This is a genomic window from Nonomuraea sp. NPDC051298, assembly GCF_055586305.1.
This window is the reverse complement of record NZ_JBVJIM010000004.1, coordinates 363293-383117: the sequence shown is the minus strand read 5'-3', so window position 1 is coordinate 383117 and position 19825 is coordinate 363293. Positions and strand designations below refer to the sequence as shown.

Below are 19825 nucleotides of genomic sequence, written 5' to 3'. Positions count from 1 at the left end.
TGCTAGTTGGTCGTCAGGGTGAACGTCGAGGTGGTGTTCTTGATGTTCTGGAAGTTGTTGCTGAACCTGAGGTTGTTGATCGTGGCCGACCCGACCGCCGGGCCCTGGCCGGGCTCGGGCAGCTCGTTCACCCAGATGCCGAAGCCGGACTTGGCGTCGAACGCGTCACCGCTGCGCTGCGCCCCGCTGATCGACACGTTCGTGAAGACCGTGTCCCTGACCGGGTTCAGCGGGGTCGACGGGTTCGAGTAGCCGGTCTGGAACATGATCCCGCTGTAGGTCGGGTCCACGATGTCCAGGTTGCTGACGCGGATGCCCTGGAACACCTTGGAGGAGGAGAACACCCACAGGGCCGGGAACGTCTGCTGGCCCCAGAAGTGCCCGCCGGCCCTGACCAGCGAGATGTTGTCGAAGGTCGTGGGCGGGCTGGCGCCGAAGCCGTGCATCGGGATCCCGAAGTCCAGCGAGCTGATCGTGACGCCCGGGTACGTCAGCGTGTCGGCCACGTAGATGTTCCTGAAGGCGTTGTTGTAGCCGCCGTAGACGGCGATGCCCGCGGCCCGCCACGTCAGCAGCGAGGTCAGGTTCTCGTAGACGTTGCCGAACTGCTCGCCCGAGTTGTTGTCGGTGGCCGAGAACAGCGCGAAGCTGTCGTCGCCCGTGGACCTGGTCTCGATGTTGGTGACGCGGTTGCCGGTGCTGCCGTTGGTCAGGTTCAGGCCGTCGGCGAACACGTTGCGGATGCGGGAGTTGCTGACCGTCAGGTTGTCCGTGTTCGAGCCCCACAGCATGCAGATCTGGTGCTCGACCCAGAGGTTGTCGATCGTGATGTTGGCCACGTTCGAGAAGTCGAACACCTTGCCGGGCCCGTCGATGCGCTCGGCGTAGTTGCCGAAGAACGCGAAGTTCGCGAACGTCGAGCCGTTGGCCGTGGCCTCCGCGCGGAAGCCCGCGTCGGTGTTGGACGACCCCGTGGGCGTGTAGAACCTGGTGAACCAGGGGCCCGCGCCGACGATCCTGACCGCCTTGCCGTACACGTGGAACTTGCTCGTCGTCTGGTAGTCGCCCGCGGGCAGGTAGACGCCGGTCAGGTTGGCGTCCATGCGGGCCCTGTCCAGGGCGTTCTGCACGTCCTGGTGGGTGAAGCCGGCCGGGACCGCGTACTTCGCCGGGTCCGGGTTGCCGAGCTGCGTGGCCTGCTCGAAGTCGACGAAGTCGATGGCGTAGGTGTGGGCGTTGGCCGCGTCCTTCTGCAGCCTGATCTTGCTGCCGGCCGGCACGGTGGTGCCGAGCAGCACGTTCGCCTCGTCGTAGATGTGCCGGGGCGGGCCCGAGCCGGGGTTGTTGTTCGGGCTGGCCTCGGGGCCGTAGAGCCAGGCGTAGCGGGAGGACAGGTTGATGGGCTTGAGGAACGTGCCATTGACGTAGACGTTCAGGGTGGAGTTGATGCCGCCGCCGCCCGGGGCGTCGGGCATGTTGAAGCGGGTGACCAGGGTGTTCGTCGCCGCCCTGGTGGTGAACTCGACGTAGGCGCCGGTCTGGTTCAGCGTCACGGCGCGCCGCCCCGACGCCTCGCCGGCGATGGTGCCGATGTCCCTGCTGGGGCCGACGCGGGCCGCGCCGCCGCCGATCACGCCGTCCTCGGCCTCGTACGTGTCGTACGGCATGTTCGCGCCCCGGCCCACGAACAGCGGCAGCGTGCTGGTGTTGTTGGCCCGCTTGACCGGCAGCTCGTTGGGGTCGTCGGCGAGCACGGTCTTCACCGTGTACTTGCCGTTGGCCGCCGTCCAGGTGCCCAGGCTGACCGGGCTGGTGGTGGCGCCGGGGGCGATCGTGCCGGAGACCGAGCCGGTCAGCGTCCGTACGACGGCGCCCGAGTCGTCGGCGACGGTGAGCGTGATGCCGTGGGAGCCGCTGCTGGAGGCCACGGTGCCCTGGTTCCTGATCGCGACGGAGAACGACACCGTGGTGCCCGCGGCCGGGTTGCCCGGCGTCCAGGCGACCGGGGAGGCGATCAGGTCGGCCGTGTCGACCGGCCGTACGGTCAGCGTGCCCGTGGCGGTGTTGTTGGCCTCGTTCTGCTCGATGACCTTGTTGTCCTCGTCGACCTTGGCCGAGAGCTGGTACGTGCCCGCGTCCCTGGCCCCGATGTCGGCCGACACGTTGGCGGTGGCGCCGGCGGCCAGCGCGCCCACGTTGGCGGTGCCGACCTTGGTGGTGCCCGCGTAGAAGTTGACCGAGGTCGCCACGGAGGCCGCGCTGCCGGCGTTCCTGACCGTGGCCGACAACGTCACCGCGTCCGTCTCGACCGGGCTCGCCGGCGAGGAGGTCAGGTTCGACACGGTCAGGTCGGGGTTGGGGGCGGGGGTGCCGAAGATCTGGAACTCGGCGACCTGTCCGCCTGGTGCGCCGGAGTTGGCGGTGAACTGGAGGCGGACGTCGGCGACGCGGCCGGTGACGGGGATGGTGACGGTGTTTCCGGTGGCGGGGTCGAAGGTGTGGGTGGCCTGGGCGGCGAGGGTGGTGTAGGCGGTGGCGCTCTGTTCGCGGCCGAGGACTTGGAAGGTCTGGGTGCGGCGGCCCCAGACGGGGTCGGGGTTGAGTTTGACGGTGATGGAGGTCAGGTCGGTGTTGGAGCCGAGCTGGACGGTGAGGGTGGCGGGGTAGGCGCCGCTTTCCCAGTAGGTCTGGAGGTTGTCGTCGTTGGCGTTGGCGGCCACGTAGGTGTGGACGTGGGAGGACTCGGTGATCTGTTTGCCGAGTGCGAGGTTGGTGCCGTCGCCTGGGCCGCCTGGGTCGCCTGGGTCGGTGGGGGTGCCCCAGACTTCGAGTTCGGAGAGCTGGCCTGCGGGCCAGCCGGTGTTGGCGGTGATGTGCAGGCGGAGGTGGCGGGTGGTGGGTGGGGTGGTGAAGGTGATGGTGGCGGTGGGGTTGAGTGTGTAGGTGGCGGAGGTGGTGATGGGGGTGAAGGTGGTGCCGTTGGTGCTGCCCTGGACGGTCAGGGTCTGGGTGCGGCTGGGCCAGCCGGTGGGGAGTTTGAGTACGGCTCTGCTGAGGGTGGCCTCGGTGCCGAGGTCGACCTGGATCCATTGGGGGAGGGCGTTGTTGGCCGATTCCCAGTAGGTGGCCTGGTTGCCGTCGGTGATGTTGGCGGGGCGGTAGACGTCGTTGGTGGAGCTGGCGGTGGCGGTCTTGCCGGCGGCGAGGTCGGTGTCGGCGAGGAGGGCTGCCTGTGCGGTGGTGGGGGCGGCGAGGACTCCGATGAGTAAGGTCAGGGCGGCTAACAGTGCTCTCATGGGGGGTGGCCCTTCGGGTAAGGGGGGATGGCCGAACCATAAGATGTCGAGCAGATAGCCGCAATATTTCGACGACATTTCGCAAACAGTCTACTGACACCGCATGTATGGGAGTGGCTCGATGCGCTGGTCAGAGGGGGGTACCGGGGGTGAAGCCCGCCGTGAGGGCGGCGCAAGCCCCGACGTCCTATCGACGTAAGCCATTGCAAGCGCTTGCGCGGATGGTCGTATAGTTTGCGCATGACACGACGACTCGCAGAGGTGGCCAAGAAGGTCGGGGTGAGCGAGGCGACCGTGAGCCGCGTGCTCAACGGCAAGCCCGGGGTGTCCGACGCGACCCGCGAGGCGGTGCTGACGGCGCTCGACGTACTCGGCTACGAACGCCCCACCCAGTTGCGCGGCGACCGGGCCCGGCTGGTCGGCCTGGTGCTCCCCGAACTGCAGAACCCGATCTTCCCCGCCTTCGCGGAAGTGGTCGGCGGCGCGCTGGCCCAGCAGGGCTTCACGTCGGTGCTGTGCACCCGCACCGTGGGCGGCGTCTCCGAGGCCGACTACGTGGACCTGCTCCTCCAGCAACAGGTCAGCGGCGTGGTCTTCGCCGGCGGCCTGTACGCCCAGGCCGACGCCTCCCACGGCCACTACGAGCTGCTGCACGAGCGCAAGCTGCCCACGGTGCTGGTCAACGCCGCCGTCCGGCACCTCGACTTCCCCCAGGTCTCGTGCGACGACGTGGTGGCCGCCGAGATGGCCGTCGCCCACCTGCGCGCGCTCGGGCACGAGAAGATCGGCATGGTGCTCGGGCCCAAGGACCACATGCCGTCGCGCCGCAAGCTGGAGACGTTCCAGACGGCGGGCGGGGACGCCACGTTCGTGGAGCACACGATGTTCTCGCTGGAGGGCGGGCACGCGGCGGCGGCGCGGCTGGTCAAGCGCGGGGTCACCGGCGTGATCTGCGCCAGCGACCTGCTCGCGCTCGGCACCGTGCGCGCGGCCCGCAGGGCCGGGCTCACCGTCCCCGATGACATCTCGGTCATCGGCTTCGACGACTCGGCCCTGATGAACTGCACCGAGCCGCCGCTGACGACGGTCCGCCAGCCGATAGACGCGATGGGGCGGGCCGCGGTCGACCTGCTCGTGGCGCAGATCGACAAGGCGGTCGTGCCGGCCGACGAGCTGCTCTTCGAGCCGGAGCTGGTCGTCCGCGCCTCCACCACCCGCGCCCGCCCCTGACTCCCGCCCCCGCCCCGATCCCCACCCCGACCTCACCCCGATCCCCGGCCCCGGCTCTTGACCGCGGCCCCTGACTCCGGCCCCTGGCCTCGCCCCAGACCTCTCCAGGCCCCGGTTTCCGCCCGCACGGTGACGTGCGCGGAAGCCGGGGTCGTCGCTGTCCGGAGGCGGTCATGGGCACGTAAGGTGCGAGTGCGGGCGACGACCCCCCTCCGACCTCGGCAGACCCCGGCCACGTACGGCCGCGCCGCCAGGCACGCTGGGCGTAACGCAGTCGTTATCTTGCAATATGAAGTCGAAATATTGCGCACCTAGGTCGAGGATCCTATGGTGTGGGCACCTCGCATCTAGAAGGGTCAGACCATGCAGAGATCCACCGGACTCCTGCTCGTAACCGCGCTGAGCCTCACGGCCACCGCGTGCGGCTCGGGCGGCGAGCCCGCCACCCCCTCCGCCAGTGGCGCCAAGGCCGTGACGATCACGGTGGCCTGCCAGCCGGCGAAGTCCGCGCCGAAGGAGCGTCAGGCGTGGGACGACGACGTGGCCACGTTCATGAAGGAACACCCTGGTGTGACGGTCAAGAGCACCGACCAGCAGCCGTGCTTCGACCCCAAGACGTTCGGCCCCAAGCTGGCCGGCGGGCAGATGGAGACGGCCTTCGTGGTGCCCGTGACCAACTACAACGACGTGATCTCCAAGGGCCAGGCCCTGGACATCACGCCGTACACCAGCTCGATCAAGAACTGGAACGACCTGCGCGCCGACCACAAGGAACTGGTCACCAAGGACGGCAAGATCTACGGCGTCCCCAACGTCCACTACAGCGTGGGCCTGGTCTACAACCGGGCCCTGTTCACCCAGGCCGGGCTCGACCCCAACAACCCGCCCAAGACCTGGGCCGAGGTTCGCGAGGCCGCCAAGAAGATCGCCGCCCTGGGCACCGGGTACGTCGGCTACGGCGAGTACTCCGGCGGCAACACCGGCGGCTGGCACTTCACGCAGGCCATCTACGGTCGCGGCGGTGACATCCTGACCCCCGACAACAAGAAGGCCGCGTTCAACTCGCCCGAGGGCAAGGCCGTCCTCCAGACGCTGCACGACATGCGCTGGGTGGACAACAGCATGGGCACCAAGCTGCTGGTCGGCTGGGAGTCGCTCATGGTGGCGATGGGCAGCGGCAAGGTCGGCATGATGCTGGGCGCGCCCGACGTGGTCACCGACGTGGTGAACAAGTTCAAGGGCAAGGTCGACGACTACGGCATCACCGGCTTCCCCGAGGCCAAGGCGTCGCTGAGCGGCGGCGAAGCGTTCATGATCAACCCGAAGGCGACGCCGGAGGAGGCGAAGGCCGCGCTGGAGTGGGTCGACTTCCGCTTCAACACCGTCGGCAAGGGCCGCTTCGACTTCGCCCGCGGCAAGAGCATCGGCAACCCCGTCGGCGTGCCGGACAACGCCGTCTTCGGTGACTCGGCGACCGGCCAGGCCATCCAGGCCGACCGGGTCAAGAACGCCTCCCTGCCGGTCACGAACTACGACTCCTACGTCCTGGCCGCCGGCACCATCCCGCCGAAGGCCGAGCCGCTGTACGCCCAGGAGCTGTACGCCATCCTCGACGTGGCCATGTCGGGCGTCCTGAGCCGAAAGGACGCCAACATCGACGAGTTGCTGACGGACGCCGAGACCAAGGCCAACTCGGTGCTGGCGGCCAAGGGCTGACCTCAATGCAGATGTTGAGGCGCAATCTGACGGCCTACGGGTTCTTGTGCGCGGCGCTGTTCTGCTTCGCGGTGTTCGCCTGGTATCCGATGGTCAGGGAGTTCATTCTGAGCTTCCAGAAGACCGACCTGATCAACGAGCCGACCTGGGTGGGGCTGGACAACTTCAAGACGGCCATCCTCGACCCCGCCTTCAGCGAGGCTTGGCTGAACACCCTGGAGTTCACGTTCCTCGCACTGGTGTGCGGCTATGTCGTGCCGTTCGTCGTCGCGCTCGTCCTGAACGAGCTGCGCCACGCCCGGGCCTACCTGCGGTTCGTGGTCTACCTGCCGGTCATGCTGCCGCCGATCGTGGCGGTGCTGCTGTTCAGGTGGTTCTTCGACCCGGGGCCCGGGCTGTTCAACCAGGTGCTCGACTTCTTCGGCCTGGCTCCGCTGGCCTGGCTCGACAGCTCGTCCACCGCCCTGATCTCCCTGGTCATCGTCTCGACCTGGATGAACATGGGCAGCGCGACGCTGATCTACCTGGCCGCGCTGCAGAACATCCCGCCCGAGCTGTACGAGGCCGCGGAGCTGGACGGCGCCGGGATCTTCAAGCGGATCAGGCACGTCACGATCCCGCAGACCCGGCTGATCCTGCTGCTCATGCTGATGCTGCAGATCGTGGCGACGATGCAGGTGTTCATCGAGCCGTACATGCTGACCGGCGGCGGACCGGAGAACGCGACGGTCACGGTCGCGTACCTGATGTTCCAGAACGCGTTCACGCTGCAGGACTACGGCTCCGCGGGGGCGCTCGGCATGATGCTGATGATCGTGCTGCTCGTCTTCGCCGCATTCCAGCTCAGGCTGACCAGGGAGGACAAGGCGTGATCTCCGTCGGGGCCGGCACGGCCACCGGGAAGCGGGCCAGGAAGAGGGCGCCTAAGCCGATCGAGGTGCAGTTCAGGACGATCGTCTCCCCTCATCAGCTCAACAGCAGGTGGGGCCGGCGCATCTACTGGCTCGTGCTGGCCACGGTCCTCGTTGTCTTCACCCTGGCCTTCGTCTTCCCGCTGTACTGGATGGCGACCGGCGCGCTCAAGACGCCGGAGGAGCTGGCGCAGATGCCGCCCACGCTGGTGCCGGCGAATCCGACGCCGGACGCCTTCTTCGAGGCGTGGGACCTGTTCGACATCGGCACGCTGCTGGCGAACACCGCGTACTACTCGCTGGGCGGCTGGGCCGTGTGCATGGCGGTGGACGTGTCGGCGGCGTACGCGCTGTCGAAGCTGCGGCCGATGTTCGGCAACGTCATCCTCGGCCTGATGCTGGCGACCCTGATGATCCCGGCGATGGTCATCCTGATCCCGCTGTACGTCACGGTCGTGGACCTGGGCCTGCTCAACAACCCGTGGGCGCTGTGGCTGCCCGCGGCGGCCAACGGGTTCAACATCTTCCTGCTCAAGCGCTTCTTCGACTCGATACCCCGGGAGCTGATCGAGGCCGCGCAGATCGACGGGGCGGGGCCGGTACGCGTGCTCCGCTCGGTGGTCCTGCCGGTCTCCAGGCCCATCCTGGGCGTGGTCTCCATCTTCACGATCGTCACGTCGTTCAAGGACTTCGTCTGGCCGCTGCTGGTCATGACCGACAGCGACAGGATGACGATCAGCGTGGGACTGTCGCAGACGGCCGGGGCCGTCACCCAGAACCAGGTCATGGGCGGCCTGCTGATCACCAGCATCCCCATGATCATTGTTTTCTTCATCTTCCAACGGCACATCATGGCGGGACTCACCGCCGGAAGCATTAAGGGATAGCGCATGTCGCAAACGTGGTGGCGGGGGGCCGCGATCTACCAGGTCTACCTGCGTAGCTTCGCCGACGGGAACGGCGACGGCGCCGGCGATCTCGCCGGCCTGCGCTCCCGCCTGCCGTACCTGAAAGAGCTGGGGATCGACGCCATCTGGCTCAACCCGTGGTATCCGTCACCGATGGCCGACGGCGGCTACGACGTGGCCGACTACCGCGACATCGAGCCGGTGTTCGGCACGCTGGGCGAGGCCGAGCGGTTCATCGAGGAGGCGCACGAGCTCGACATCAAGGTCATCATCGACGTCGTCCCCAACCACAGCTCCACGGAGAGCGAGTGGTTCAAGGAGGCCCTGGCGAACCCGGCAGCGCGCGACCGGTTCTGGTTCGCCGACGAGCCGCTCAACGACTGGCAGTCGATCTTCGGCGGCTCCGCCTGGTCCCAGGTCCCCGACGGCCAGTGGTACCTGCACCTGTTCGCCCCCGAGCAGCCCGACCTCAACTGGGCCAACCCGGAGGTGCACCAGGAGTTCGAGGACGTGCTGCGCTTCTGGTTCGAGCGCGGTGTGGACGGCGTCCGCATCGACTCGGCGGCCCTGCTGATCAAGTCCGACACCGCGTACGAAGACCTCGACGAGGTCCACGACGTCTACCGCCGGTGGCGCGAGGTGGCCGACGAGTATGGCGAGCGCGTTCTGATCGGGGAGGTCTGGCTCCCCGATCAGGAGCGTTTCGCGCGCTACCTGCGTCCTGACGAGCTGCACACGGCCTTCAACTTCGACTTCCTGTCCTGCGCCTGGGACCCGCGCGACCTGCGCAGGTCCATCGACCTGACGCTGTCGACGCACGCCCCCGTCGGCGCCCCGCCCACGTGGGTGCTGTCCAACCACGACGTGACCAGGCCGGTCACCCGCTACGGTCGTGCCGACAGCACGTTCGCGCACGGCGGGCGCCTCCACGGCACCCCCTCCGACCTGGAGCTGGGCTACCGGCGGGCGCGGGCGGCGGCGCTGCTGGCCATGGCGCTGCCCGGCTCGCTCTACGTCTACCAGGGCGAGGAGCTGGGCCTGCCGGAGGTCGAGGACCTGCCGAACGAGGTGCGCCAGGACCCGATGTACGCCCGCTCGGGCGGCGAGAACCCAGGCCGCGACGGCTGCCGCATCCCGCTGCCGTGGTCGGGCGAGGAGCCGCCGTTCGGCTTCGGCACGGGCACGCCGTGGCTGCCGCAGCCGGAGGGCTGGCGCAAGCTGACGGCCGAGGCGCAGCGTACGGATCTGGGCTCGATGCTCAACCTCTACCGCTCCGGCCTGGCCATCCGCAGGGAGCGGCTCGGCGACGGGACGCTGACCTGGCTCCCGCTGGGTGAGGAGGTCCTCGCGTTCACCCGCGACTCCGGCCTGACCTCCGTCACGAACCTGGGCGCGGACCCGGTGCCGCTGCCCCCGGGCGAGGTCGTGCTGGCCAGCGGGCCGATCGAGGACGGCCTGCTGCCCTCCGACACCACGGCCTGGCTGGTCTGACCGACTCCGCCGCCCCGAGCCGGACCTGCTCCGCTCGGGACGGCGGCCGTTCACGGCGGGCACGTCACGGTCAGCCGCGCCCTGGCGAGGGTTACGATCACCAGATGGCACGGCTGCGCAGAACGCTCCCGCACGACCTCGACCCCGAGGCCCGAGCCCTCTACGACGAGATCACCTCCGGGCCGCGCGGCCGGTTCATGGTCGACGCGGCGGGCGGGCTCACCGGGCCGTTCAACGCGATGCTCCTCAGCCCGCCCGTCGGCCACCCGCTCCAGGAGCTGGGGGCGGCCGTCCGCTACCGCTCCTCGCTCACCGACCGGGCGCGGGAGCTGGCGATCCTGGTCGTGGCCGGGCACCACGACAGCGCGTTCGAACGGGCGGCCCACGAGCCGATCGCCCGCGGCCTGGGCTTCACCGACGACCAGCTCCTGGCGCTGCGCGACGGCACGCCCCCGCACCTCGACGACCCGGCCGAGGCCGCGGTGCACGCCGTGACCCGCGCGCTGGTGACCGAGGGCGACCTGGACGACGACGAATACGCCCTGCTCGGGGAGCGGGCCCTGTTCGAGCTGACCACGCTGGTCGGCTACTACTCCACGCTCGCGCTCCAGCTCCGCGTCTTCCGGGTCTAGGCCCTGGACCTGCCGCTGGGGTCGCGCGACCACCTCTCCAGCGCGGCCCGCGCCCTGGCCGCCTCCGAGGGGAAGCACAGCCCCGGCGGGGGTGGCGAGCAGGTTGCCCGGATGGGCGTCACCGTGCACGGCCTGCCGCCCGCCCGCGCCGCCAAGGCGCGCAGGGCCTCGGCGGGCCGCCGCCGGGCGCGGGGACGTGACGGGAGATCATCTCACCAAGCCTAGGCCGACTCCCTGACCACCAGCTCCGTGGGCAGGATGATCGGATCGGTTGGCCCGCCCTCGAAGAGGTTGAGCAGCAGCCGCACCATGGCCGCCGCCTGCTCGGCGATCGGGTGCCGGAGCGTCGTCAGCGGCGGCTCGGTGTATTTCGCCGCCTCGATGTCGTCGAACCCCACCACCGCCACGTCGTCGGGCACCCGCCGCCCCGCCTGCCGCAACGACTGCAGCGCCCCGACCGCCATCAGGTCGTTGGCCACGAACACGGCGTCGAGCGCCGGGTCGTCGCCGAGGAGCTGGCGCATCGCGATCGCCCCCGACTCACGGGTGAAGTCGCCGACCGCGACGATCGAGCGGCGGTCGGAGTCGCGCAGCACGTTGCGGTAGCCGGCCAGCCGGTCCTGCCCGGCGATCATGTCCTGTGGCCCGGCGATCGTGGCGATCCTGCGCCGCCCCGTCTCCACCAGGTGCCGCACCCCCGCCTCCGCCCCGCCCACGTTGTCGTTGTCGACGAACGGGATGTCCACCGGCACGGCCGGCCGCCCGTACGAGACCACGGGCACGCGCAGCCGCGACAGCGCCGACGGCAGCGGGTCGGCGCCGTGCATGGACAGCAGCATGACGCCGTCGACGTGCCCGCCCGCGATGTAACGCTCCACCCGGGCGTGGCTCTTGGCCGACGACGCCAGCATCAGCACGACCTGCTTGTTGATCGCCTCCAGCTCCACGGAGGCCGACCTGATCGCCGTGGAGAACAACGGGTCCTCGGAGAAGACCCGGGTGCCCGGCTCGCTGACGACCAGCGCGATCGAGTCGGTGCGCTGGGTGACCAGGCTGCGCGCGGCCGAGTTGGGGACGTAGCCCAGTTCGTCGATCGCGCGCTGCACGGCGTCGCGGATGTGGGGGGCGACCGTCGTCTGCCCGTTGACCACCCGGGAGGCGGTGGCACGTGAGACACCCGCCCGGGCGGCGACCGCCTCGAGGGTCGGGCGTCTCATGACTTCACCAGTAGGGAGAGCACGGAAAAAATCTACAGGCCATTCCTGCTGATCACGTCCCGGTACCACAGCGCGCTGTCCTTGAGCACCCTGGCCTGGGTCGAGTAGTCCACGTGGACGATGCCGAAGCGCCGCCGGTAGCCCTCGGCCCACTCGAAGTTGTCCAGCAGCGACCAGAGCAGATACCCCCGCAGGTCCGCGCCCGCCTCGATGGCCCTGTGCACCTCGCGCAGGTGCCCGTCCAGGTACGCCACCCGCTGGTCGTCGTGCACCCGGCCCTGCTCGACGACGTCGTCGAAGGCCGCGCCGTTCTCGGTGACCATGAGGCCGACCCGCGGGTAGTCCTGCGAGAGCCGTACGAGCAGGCGGGAGAGGCCGTCGGGCACGATCGGCCAGCCCATCGCGGTCGTCGGCGCGTCGGCCGTGGCGAACCTGACGCCCTCCGAGCCGGGCCAGGCGGCGTCGGCCGGCAGTCCGGGGCCCGACTCGACCACGCACGGGTTGTAGTAGTTGACGCCGATCAGGTCGATCGGGGCGTTGATCAGTTCGAGGTCGCCGTCCCGGAGGTGGGCCGTCCCGCCGTTGCGCTCGGCCGCGGCCAGCACCTCCTCCGGGTACGTGCCGTTCACGGCCGGGTCGAGGAACTGCCGGGTCAGCAGCGTGTGGATGCGGTGGACCACGGCCGCGTCGGCCTCGCTGGGCACCGCGGAAGGGTCGTTGACCTGGGCCGGGGTGAGCACGGGGGAGGAGTTGACCACCAGCATGATGCTGCGCGCGCCGGCCGCGCGCAGCCGCCGCGCCGCCAGCCCGTGGCCGAGCAGCAGGTGGTGGGCGGAGCGCAGGGCGTCGGCCGGGTCGCGGCGGCCCGGCGCGTGCACGCCGTTGCCGTAGCCGAGGTACGCCGCCACCCACGGCTCGTTCAGCGTGGCCCAGTCGGTGACACGGTCGCCGAGCCGGTCGTAGACGGCCTGGGCGTAGTCGGCGAAGCGGCCGGCGGTGTCGCGGTTCGTCCAGCCGCCCTGGTCTTCGAGGGCCTGGGGGAGGTCCCAGTGATAGAGCGTGACGTAAGGCGTGATGCCGGCGGCCAGCAGCTCGTCGACGAGCCGGTCGTAGAAGGCCAGGCCGCGCGGGTTGATCGAGCCCGCGCCGTCGGGCTGGATGCGCGGCCAGGCCACCGAGAACCGGTAGGCGGCCAGCCGCAGTTCGCGCATCAGCCCGATGTCGCCACCGTAGCGGTGATAGTGGTCGCAGGCCACGTCTCCGGTGTCGCCGTCGGCCACGTTCCCGGGGGTGTGGGAGAAGGTGTCCCAGATCGACTGGCCTCGCCCGTCCTCCTTGACCGCCCCCTCGATCTGGTAGGAGGCCGTCGCGGCGCCCCAGACGAAGTCCTCGGGAAAGATCATCCCTTAACAGCTCCTTGCATGATTCCACCGATGATTTGCTTGCCGAACAGGGCGAAGACGGCCACGAGCGGCAGGGTCCCGATCGCGGTGCCCGCGAGCCCGAGCACGTAGTCGTTGACGTACCCGCTGGCCAGGGTCGAGAGAGCCACCTGGACGGTGGGATTGTCCGGATTCAGGACGACCAGCGGCCAGAAGTAGTCGTTCCAGGCCGACATGAACGTCAGCATGCCCAGCACCGCCGCCGCGGGCCGCGCGGCCGGCAGCACCACGTGCCAGAACAGCCCCCACGTCGTGCACCCGTCCACCCGCCCGGCCTCCAGCAGCTCGGTGGGCAGTGCGCGGGTGAGGTACTGGGTCATGAAGAACACGCCGAACGCGTTGACCAGCGCCGGCACGATCAGGGCGTAGTTGGTGCCGGTCCACTCCAGCTTCACCATGAGCATGTAGAGCGGGATGATGCCGAGCTGCGCCGGGACCATCATGGTCGCGACGGTGATCACCAGCAGCACGTTCCTGCCCCTGAACTTCAGCTTGGCGAAGGCGAAGCCCGCCAGCGTCGAGAGGAACATCACCGCGACCGCGATCGAGCCGGCCACGATCAGCGAGTTGAGCAGCGCCAGCCCGAACGGCACGGTGTCGAAGACCCGGGCGACGTTGGCGAAGAAGTTCCCGCCGGGAATGAGCGGTGGCGGCACCTCGGCCAGCGCGGAGTTGTGCCTGGAGGCCACCACGACGCTGTAGTACAGCGGGAAGGCGGAGAAGAAGGCCACCGCGATCAGGGTCAGATAACGCAGCCTCATACCAGCCCGCCCTTCACCCTGCGGGTGATCAGGAAGTTGACCGCGGCGGCGATCACCACGGCCACGAACATCAGCCACGACGCCGCGGAGGCGTAGCCGAAGTCGAACGCCGAGTTCGCGAAGCCCTGCTCGTAGACGAACAGCGCCAGCGTCTGGAACTGCCGGTCGGGCCCGCCCGCCGCGATGCCGCCGCCGCTGCCGCTGCTCTGCCCGAACAGCATGGGCTCGGCGATGATCTGCATCGCGCCGATGGTGGAGACGATGACCACGAAGACGATCGTCGGCCGGATCATCGGCATGGTGATCCTGCGGAGCTGGGTGACGTTGCTCGCGCCGTCGATGGTGGCGGCCTCGTACAGCTCGCGCGGCACGGCCTGCATGGCGGCCAGGAAGATCAGCGCGTTGTAACCCGTCCAGCGCCACATGATCATCACTGACAGCGCGACGTGCGAGGTGGCGGTGCCCGCCGCCCAGTCGATGCCGCCGGCCCCGAACCACGACAGGATCCAGTTGATGATCCCGAAGTCCCGGCCGAAGAGCTGGCTGAAGATCACCACCACCGCGACCACGCTCGTGACGTTGGGCAGCAGCAGCGAGATCCGGAACAACGTCTGGAACCGCAGCCGCCGGTTGAGCAGGTGCGCCAGCCAGATGGCCAGCGCGAGCTGCGGCACCGTGGAGAGCACGCCGATCGACAGGGTGTTGAAGGTGGCGTTCCAGAAATACGCGTCGGATAGGAGCGTCGAGTAGTTGTCCAGCCCGATGAACTCCTGCGTCTCCGACAGCAACGTCCACTCGTGCAGGCTCACCCAGGCCGTGTAGACCAGCGGGAAGATCCCGAAGGCGCAGAACAGCAGGAAGAACGGGGCCACGTAGGCGTACGGCGACACCCTCACGTCGAGGGTGTGCCGCACGCTGCGCCTACGCCGTCGCGTGACCGCGAGGGGAAGGGTGCTCATTTGATCTTCTTGACGTCCTCGAGCACCTGCGCCCACGCCTCGTCCGGCGTCTGCTTGCCCTGCTCGACGCGGCCGAGCCCGTTGCCGATGACCGTGCGCACGTCGGCCTCCTTCGGGCCGAGGCGCTGCGGCTTGAGCGCCTTGGCGGCGTCGGAGTAGATCTTGCCGATGGGGGCGTCGCCGAAGAACGGCTTGGTGAAGTTCTGGATCGACGGGTCGTCGTACAGGGCCGGGATCGACGGGAAGGTGCCCTCCTCCTTGAACACCCTGGCCTGGTTGTCCTTCGAGGTGAGGAAGTCGATCAGCTCGGCCGCCTCCTTCGGGTGCTTGCTCTGCTTGGGCACCATCAGGTGCGAGCCGCCGCTGTTGCCCGAGCCGCCGGGTACGGTCGCGATGTCCCACTTGCCGGAGGCGTCCTTGGCCTGCTCCTGGATGTAGCCGGTCATCCAGGCCGGGCAGATGATCGTGGCGAACGAGCCCTTGGCGAAGCCGGTGTTCCACGGCGGCGAGAAGGCGGCCAGCTTGGCCGTGAGGCCCTCCTGGGTGAGCTGGTTCGACAGGTCCCAGGCCCTCTTCACGTCGGGGTTGGTCGCCACGATGATGTTGTCCTGGGCGTCGTACAGGCCGGTCGGGGCCTGGTTGACCATGGCCCGGAGGATCTCACCGGGTGAGTCCACGAACTTGGCGCCGTCCACGTTCGCCGCGGCGAACTTCTTGCCCGTCTCGATGTACTGCTCCCAGGTCGGCCAGAGCGCGGCCACCTCGTCCCGGTCCTCGGGCAGCCCGGCCTTCTCGAACAGGTCCTTGCGGTAGCACATGGCCAGCCCGCCCACGTCGGTGCCGAGGCCGAGGAGCTGGGAGCCGTCCTTGCTCAGGCCCTGCTGCCACTTCCAGTCGAGGTAGTCGGCCTGCCGTTTGTCGAGCCCGTACTGCTTGAGGTCGGCGAACTTGCCGGGCTGGGCGGTGAACGTGCTGATGTAGCCCACCTCGACCGCCTCCACGTCCCCCGCGCCGGCGTTCGTGGCCAGCCGCTTGACCAGGTTGCTGTGGTGGTCGTTGAACTGCGTGACGTTCTCGACGATCTCGATGTTCGGGTGGGTCTTCTTGTACTCCTCGTAGAGCGGTTTGAAGCCGAAGTCGCCGAACAGGCTGACGGTCAGCTTGATCTTCTCGCCGGGCGCGGCGCTCGACTCGGTCGCGGGGCTCCCGCCGCCCCCGCCGCACGCCGTCGCCAGGGCGAGGACGGACGCGGTGAGCAAGGGCAGGCCGAGCCGCCGGGTACGAGGGGTCATGGGAAACCCTCCTGGGTCGGAGCTTTCGGGGGATGAGAGAGCGCTCTCTCACGAGATTCCCGGTGCTCACATGGCTGTGTCAACGGAAGTTCAATAACGATCCGGGCTCTGCGAGAGAGCGCGTTCAGAGCGTGCCACGGCCCGGTGCCGCGTCCTGCGAAAGGGGGTGGCTACGCGGTCAGCGCGCGTCCGGCCATCCGGGCGTACATGCGGCCGGGGCTGGGAGCCCTGGTCAGGAAGCCGGGCAGCAGGGGCAGGTCCACCGCGAACGGGTCGAGCCGCTCGTACAGCTCGTCGGCGTCCGCCGGCCGGTCGCCGGGCCGCTTCTCCAGCAACTGCGCCAGCAGCGCCGCCAGCGGCTCCGGCAGCCCAGGGATGCCCGGCGGGCGCTGCTTGACCTGCTTCTCGAAGACCACGTAGTCGGTGTGCCCGGTGAAGAGCCGACGACCGGTCAGCATCTCGTGCAGGACGCACCCCAGCGAGTACAGGTCGCTGCGCGCCTCGGTCACGCCGTGCTGGATCTGCTCGGGAGCCATGTACGCCGGAGTCCCCAGGATCTGCCCGATCCGCGTGAACGTGGTGACATCGGACTCGCGCAACATGGCCAGCCCGAAGTCGAGCACCTTCACGCTGCCGTCCGGGCAGAGCATGAGGTTGGTCGGCTTGAGGTCGCGGTGGCAGATCGACAGGGCGTGGGCCGCCGACAGCACCGCGCACGCCTGGGCGGCGATCGCGGCGGCCCACGGCACCGGTATCGGTCCGTGCTCGTGCACGACGTCGGCCACCGTGACGCCCTCGATGAACTGCATCACCTGGTAGAGCCGCTGCTCATGGGTGCCGAAGTCGTAGAGCACGGGGGCGCCGGGATGCTCCAGCCTGGCCAGGATGCGGGCCTCGCGGATGAAGCGGCGTTCGAGCTCGTGATCGGGGCCGCTGGGCAGGCGCATCAGCTTCACCGCGACCCGGCGGTCGAGGTGGCGGTCGTGGCCCGCGTAGACGGCCCCCATGCCGCCCTGCCCGAGGGGGAGGTCGTCCAGCTCGTAGCGGTCGCCGATGACCATGAAACCCCCTCCTCCAACGGCCTTTTCGGGAAAAACTACACCGTCAGGACTGCGGATGCAGATGGCCGTCGGCGAGGCCGTCGAGGCCCAGCCTGATCAGCGTCTGCCCGAGCGTCGAGGTCTCCCGGATGGCGTCCTCCAGCACGGCCAGTTGCCTGAACGCCTCGCCGTACGCCTTCTGCTCCTTCAGCGACAACCGCGGCAGACGGGTGCGCCGTACGTCGAACCTGCTCGAACCCGTCGTCGCCCGGCCGCCCGCGGCCCGCAGGAAGCCGGCCAGGAAGTCGGGGTCGAGCCGGCGGCCGTCGACCCGGTAGAGGGTCAGGTGCGGCCCCAGGACGGCCCCCGCACCGTCGTCCATCACGCGTACGGCGGCGTAGGAGGCCACCACGTCACCCGGCCGGATCGCGATCAGCCCCTGCTGCATGGTGGTCGAGCCGGACGGCGAGCCGCCGCCGACCACGTCGTCGGAGGTCAGGACCGGGACGTCGCCCCCGTCGGCGGCCATCTTGGGCGGGCCCTGCGACGCGGTCACCAGGCCCTCCTTGATCAGGTCGCCCAGCGTGGTCGAGGGCTGGTCGAGCGGCTGCTCCAGCACCTTCAGGTCGGGCGGCGCCGCGGCGGCGGCCAGGAACCGGTCACGCGCCTCCGCGAAGGCCCGTCCCACGTCGTCACGCCGCTGGTGGCGGGCCGGGGTCATGTCGACCTCGTCGGCCAGCAGGTCGATGATGCGTACGGTCTGGTCGGAACGGTCCTCCAGATACGCCTGCCAGGCCGGCTCCACCGCCGACAGGTCGCCCGTGGCGTCGAGGATCAGCACCTCCGACGGGGGGCGCTCACCCGCCGCCGGGCGGCGCAGCAGCCACAGGTCGGAGCCGGGCAGCGCCACGACCGCCCGCAGTGCGCCCGCGCGCAGGAGGTTGGCCCGGATGCGGCGGCCCGCCCTGCGGCTGGCGGCGGCCGGGGGCATGAGGATGGCGACCAGGCCGCGCGGCCTGACATGGGTGAGGCAGTGCTGGACCCAGGCCAGCTCGGGCTCGCCGCGCGGCGGCAGGCCGTATTCCCAGCGCGGGTCGCCGGTCAGCTCCTCGTAGCCCCAGGCCCGTTCGTTGAACGGGGGGTCGCACACCACGGCGTCGGCCCGCTCGCCCGCGAAGCCGTCGTGGCGCATGGAGTCGCCGGCCACGATCCTGGCCTCGACGCCGCGCAGCCGCAGCCTGGAGGCCGCGATGGCGGCCGAGGTGTCGCTGAGCTCCTGGCCGAGCACCGTGGTCGCGCGCCCCGGCGCGAGCAGCAGCGTGCCGACGCCGCACGCGGGGTCGAACACGGTCGCGCCGTCGGCGCTCACGAGCCGGACCATGAGCGCGGCGACGTCGTCGCGGGTGACCGAGAGCTGGCGCGAGTGGGCCTCGAGATAGCGCTCGCACAGGAACTCGTACGCGGTGCGCGGGCCGTGCTGCTCGCCCAGCTCCAGAACGAGCCCGGCCAGCTCGTCATCGAGCCCGTCTCCCGACGGCGGCTCCGCCGGACCGCGCCCGCCGGTCCCCGCACCGGCCGCCTCAGGGCCGGTCACAGCGCCCGCCTCGGGGTCGACCACGGCACCCGCCACTGGGCCCGCCACTGGGCTGGTCACAGCGTTGGCCGCGCCGCCGCCCGGAGCGGTCGCGGCCCCGGTCAGCAGGGCGCCCGCCTGGGACACCAGCTCGCCCAGCCGCAAATCACCGGCCGCTTTCAGGCGTTGCCACACCCGATCTCCCAGGGAGACCTGGTAGGACTTCCCATAGCGGCGCAGCCAGGACTCGACCTGCCGTAGCGAGAACAGCGGCTGGTTGGCGGTTCCGCCGACGGGCTGGGGGAAGTCGTCGTGGCGACGGCGCCAGTTGCTCACCGCTGCCCGCCCGACGCCGGCGAGCCGGGCGATGTCCCCGGCGTTGACGGTCGGGTCGTGGCTCATGGAGCCCACAGTAGTTCACAAGAGTCTTCAGCGCATCTGCTTGTGAAGTCTTTCAACCAATGATTTACTGCTGGGTATGAAGCACAACATCCGCTATGCCGCCGGATCAGACGTGGGCCGCCGCAGGGAGCAGAACGAGGATTCTGGCTATGCGAGCGGCCGGTTGCTCGTGGTGGCTGACGGGATGGGCGGACACGCGGCCGGCGAGCTGGCCAGCTCGGCGGCGATCGCCGTCATGCGCGAACTGGACGCCACGCTTCCCGAGACGGGCTCCGACCTGGAGGTGGCGCTCGAGGGCGCCGTGCACGAGGCCGCGCGCAGGCTGGTGGAGCTGGCCGACATCGACCCCGCCCGCAGGGGGATGGGGACCACGGTGACCGCCATGCTCTGGGACGGTTACCGGTTCGCCCTGGCTCATCTTGGTGACTCCCGCGGATACTTGCTTCGCGATGGTGCTCTCTACCAGATGACCAAGGATCACACACTTGTGCAGTCGATGGTGGACGAAGGGCGGATAACGGAGGATCAGGCGGCCGTGCACCCCCGGCGTTCGATGGTGCTGCGGGTGCTGGGCAGCGAGGGCAGGGCGGAGCCGGACATGGCGCTGCGCGAAGCCGAGCCTGATGACCGCTACCTCCTCTGCTCCGACGGGCTCACGACCGTGCTCGGTCCCGAGGTCCTGCACGAGGTGCTGACCACGGTGGCAGACCCGGGGGCGGCCGTCCAGCGACTCATCGATCTGGCGAACGAGGGCGGCTCTCCCGACAACGTGACCGTGATCGTGGCCGACGTGGTCGCGCCGGGCGCGGGGGACGCGGGCGTCTACCGCGTGGGCGCCGGCTCCTAACGGCAGTAGTAGACAGCCCCGCCCGTCTCAGCAGTCGCATAGCCGAAATTTCGGCCGATAACAAGACACTTTCCAGTTAATGCGCGCAACTTCGTGATGGCGCTACTA

The 19825-nt window shown here is 69.5% G+C and carries 15 protein-coding genes; 7 read left to right on the top strand and 8 right to left on the bottom strand.

Annotated elements, in window-relative coordinates; all coding sequences use genetic code 11:
* Positions 1 to 2: 2 nt before the first annotated feature.
* Positions 3 to 3296: a discoidin domain-containing protein gene (locus tag ACZ6S0_RS15375; protein WP_465916931.1), complete on the bottom strand. Its 3294-nt coding sequence runs from the start codon at positions 3294 to 3296 to the stop codon at positions 3 to 5.
* Between the two features lie 240 nt (positions 3297 to 3536).
* Between ACZ6S0_RS15375 and ACZ6S0_RS15370 the strand changes: the two genes are divergently transcribed.
* From ACZ6S0_RS15370 to ACZ6S0_RS15345, 6 genes are all read left to right on the top strand, one after another.
* Positions 3537 to 4526: a LacI family DNA-binding transcriptional regulator gene (locus ACZ6S0_RS15370; protein WP_465916927.1), complete on the top strand. Its 990-nt coding sequence runs from the start codon at positions 3537 to 3539 to the stop codon at positions 4524 to 4526.
* A 363-nt stretch (positions 4527 to 4889) separates the two neighbouring features.
* A complete protein-coding gene (locus tag ACZ6S0_RS15365) occupies positions 4890 to 6242 on the top strand; it encodes an ABC transporter substrate-binding protein (RefSeq protein ID WP_465916923.1) in 1353 nt (450 codons plus the stop codon).
* A gap of 11 nt (positions 6243 to 6253) precedes the next feature.
* The gene (locus ACZ6S0_RS15360) at positions 6254 to 7114 is read left to right on the top strand and encodes a carbohydrate ABC transporter permease (RefSeq protein WP_344876105.1); all 861 of its coding nucleotides are present in this window, start codon (positions 6254 to 6256) and stop codon (positions 7112 to 7114) included.
* Positions 7111 to 8040, top strand: a complete 930-nt coding sequence (locus ACZ6S0_RS15355; RefSeq protein WP_465916917.1) for a carbohydrate ABC transporter permease — start codon at positions 7111 to 7113, stop codon at positions 8038 to 8040. Before ACZ6S0_RS15360 ends, ACZ6S0_RS15355 begins: the two co-directional genes overlap by 4 nt.
* 3 nt (positions 8041 to 8043) lie before the next feature.
* Entirely contained in the window at positions 8044 to 9552 is a 1509-nt protein-coding gene (locus ACZ6S0_RS15350) for a glycoside hydrolase family 13 protein (RefSeq protein ID WP_465916914.1), read from the top strand.
* Positions 9553 to 9656: 104 nt separating this feature from the next.
* The gene (locus tag ACZ6S0_RS15345; protein WP_465916910.1) at positions 9657 to 10184 is read left to right on the top strand and encodes a carboxymuconolactone decarboxylase family protein; all 528 of its coding nucleotides are present in this window, start codon (positions 9657 to 9659) and stop codon (positions 10182 to 10184) included.
* Between the two features lie 221 nt (positions 10185 to 10405).
* Here ACZ6S0_RS15345 and ACZ6S0_RS15340 read toward each other — a convergent pair whose 3' ends face one another.
* The 7 genes from ACZ6S0_RS15340 to ACZ6S0_RS15310 form a co-directional block, all read right to left on the bottom strand.
* Entirely contained in the window at positions 10406 to 11401 is a 996-nt protein-coding gene (locus ACZ6S0_RS15340; RefSeq protein WP_465916906.1) for a LacI family DNA-binding transcriptional regulator, read from the bottom strand.
* A gap of 32 nt (positions 11402 to 11433) precedes the next feature.
* Positions 11434 to 12804 (bottom strand): GH1 family beta-glucosidase, encoded by a 1371-nt coding sequence (locus tag ACZ6S0_RS15335; RefSeq protein ID WP_465916902.1) that lies wholly within the window; start codon positions 12802 to 12804, stop codon positions 11434 to 11436.
* Positions 12801 to 13604 (bottom strand): carbohydrate ABC transporter permease, encoded by an 804-nt coding sequence (locus ACZ6S0_RS15330; protein ID WP_344886893.1) that lies wholly within the window; start codon positions 13602 to 13604, stop codon positions 12801 to 12803. The genes ACZ6S0_RS15335 and ACZ6S0_RS15330 overlap by 4 nt, the downstream gene beginning before the upstream one ends.
* Entirely contained in the window at positions 13601 to 14563 is a 963-nt protein-coding gene (locus ACZ6S0_RS15325; protein WP_465916899.1) for a carbohydrate ABC transporter permease, read from the bottom strand. The genes ACZ6S0_RS15330 and ACZ6S0_RS15325 overlap by 4 nt, the downstream gene beginning before the upstream one ends.
* Positions 14560 to 15855, bottom strand: coding sequence for an ABC transporter substrate-binding protein (locus ACZ6S0_RS15320; RefSeq protein ID WP_465916898.1), 1296 nt, complete (start codon positions 15853 to 15855; stop codon positions 14560 to 14562). Before ACZ6S0_RS15320 ends, ACZ6S0_RS15325 begins: the two co-directional genes overlap by 4 nt.
* A 170-nt stretch (positions 15856 to 16025) precedes the next feature.
* Positions 16026 to 16916 carry a serine/threonine-protein kinase gene (locus ACZ6S0_RS15315; protein ID WP_465916897.1) on the bottom strand — a complete coding sequence of 297 codons (891 nt, stop codon included), beginning with the start codon at positions 16914 to 16916 and terminating at the stop codon, positions 16026 to 16028.
* A 43-nt stretch (positions 16917 to 16959) separates the two neighbouring features.
* Positions 16960 to 18870 carry an HsdM family class I SAM-dependent methyltransferase gene (locus tag ACZ6S0_RS15310; RefSeq protein WP_465916896.1) on the bottom strand — a complete coding sequence of 637 codons (1911 nt, stop codon included), beginning with the start codon at positions 18868 to 18870 and terminating at the stop codon, positions 16960 to 16962.
* Between the two features lie 76 nt (positions 18871 to 18946).
* Here ACZ6S0_RS15310 and ACZ6S0_RS15305 point away from each other — a divergent pair, with 76 nt between their 5' ends.
* On the top strand, positions 18947 to 19717 hold the full coding sequence (locus ACZ6S0_RS15305; RefSeq protein WP_465916895.1) for a PP2C family protein-serine/threonine phosphatase: 771 nt from the start codon (positions 18947 to 18949) through the stop codon (positions 19715 to 19717).
* The last annotated feature ends 108 nt before the right edge of the window (positions 19718 to 19825 follow it).

Excerpts from the sequence above, each read along its gene's own strand:
- ACZ6S0_RS15370 (WP_465916927.1), top strand. The coding sequence starts at position 3,537 with ATGACACGACGACTCGCAGAGGTGGCCAAGAAGGTCGGGGTGAGCGAG.
- ACZ6S0_RS15330 (WP_344886893.1), bottom strand. The coding sequence starts at position 13,604 with ATGAGGCTGCGTTATCTGACCCTGATCGCGGTGGCCTTCTTCTCCGCC.
- ACZ6S0_RS15340 (WP_465916906.1), bottom strand. The coding sequence starts at position 11,401 with ATGAGACGCCCGACCCTCGAGGCGGTCGCCGCCCGGGCGGGTGTCTCA.
- ACZ6S0_RS15375 (WP_465916931.1), bottom strand. The coding sequence starts at position 3,296 with ATGAGAGCACTGTTAGCCGCCCTGACCTTACTCATCGGAGTCCTCGCC.
- ACZ6S0_RS15360 (WP_344876105.1), top strand. The coding sequence starts at position 6,254 with ATGTTGAGGCGCAATCTGACGGCCTACGGGTTCTTGTGCGCGGCGCTG.
- ACZ6S0_RS15320 (WP_465916898.1), bottom strand. The coding sequence starts at position 15,855 with ATGACCCCTCGTACCCGGCGGCTCGGCCTGCCCTTGCTCACCGCGTCC.
- ACZ6S0_RS15365 (WP_465916923.1), top strand. The coding sequence starts at position 4,890 with ATGCAGAGATCCACCGGACTCCTGCTCGTAACCGCGCTGAGCCTCACG.
- ACZ6S0_RS15305 (WP_465916895.1), top strand. The coding sequence starts at position 18,947 with ATGAAGCACAACATCCGCTATGCCGCCGGATCAGACGTGGGCCGCCGC.
- ACZ6S0_RS15310 (WP_465916896.1), bottom strand. The coding sequence starts at position 18,870 with ATGAGCCACGACCCGACCGTCAACGCCGGGGACATCGCCCGGCTCGCC.
- ACZ6S0_RS15350 (WP_465916914.1), top strand. The coding sequence starts at position 8,044 with ATGTCGCAAACGTGGTGGCGGGGGGCCGCGATCTACCAGGTCTACCTG.
- ACZ6S0_RS15335 (WP_465916902.1), bottom strand. The coding sequence starts at position 12,804 with ATGATCTTTCCCGAGGACTTCGTCTGGGGCGCCGCGACGGCCTCCTAC.
- ACZ6S0_RS15325 (WP_465916899.1), bottom strand. The coding sequence starts at position 14,563 with ATGAGCACCCTTCCCCTCGCGGTCACGCGACGGCGTAGGCGCAGCGTG.
- ACZ6S0_RS15345 (WP_465916910.1), top strand. The coding sequence starts at position 9,657 with ATGGCACGGCTGCGCAGAACGCTCCCGCACGACCTCGACCCCGAGGCC.
- ACZ6S0_RS15315 (WP_465916897.1), bottom strand. The coding sequence starts at position 16,916 with ATGGTCATCGGCGACCGCTACGAGCTGGACGACCTCCCCCTCGGGCAG.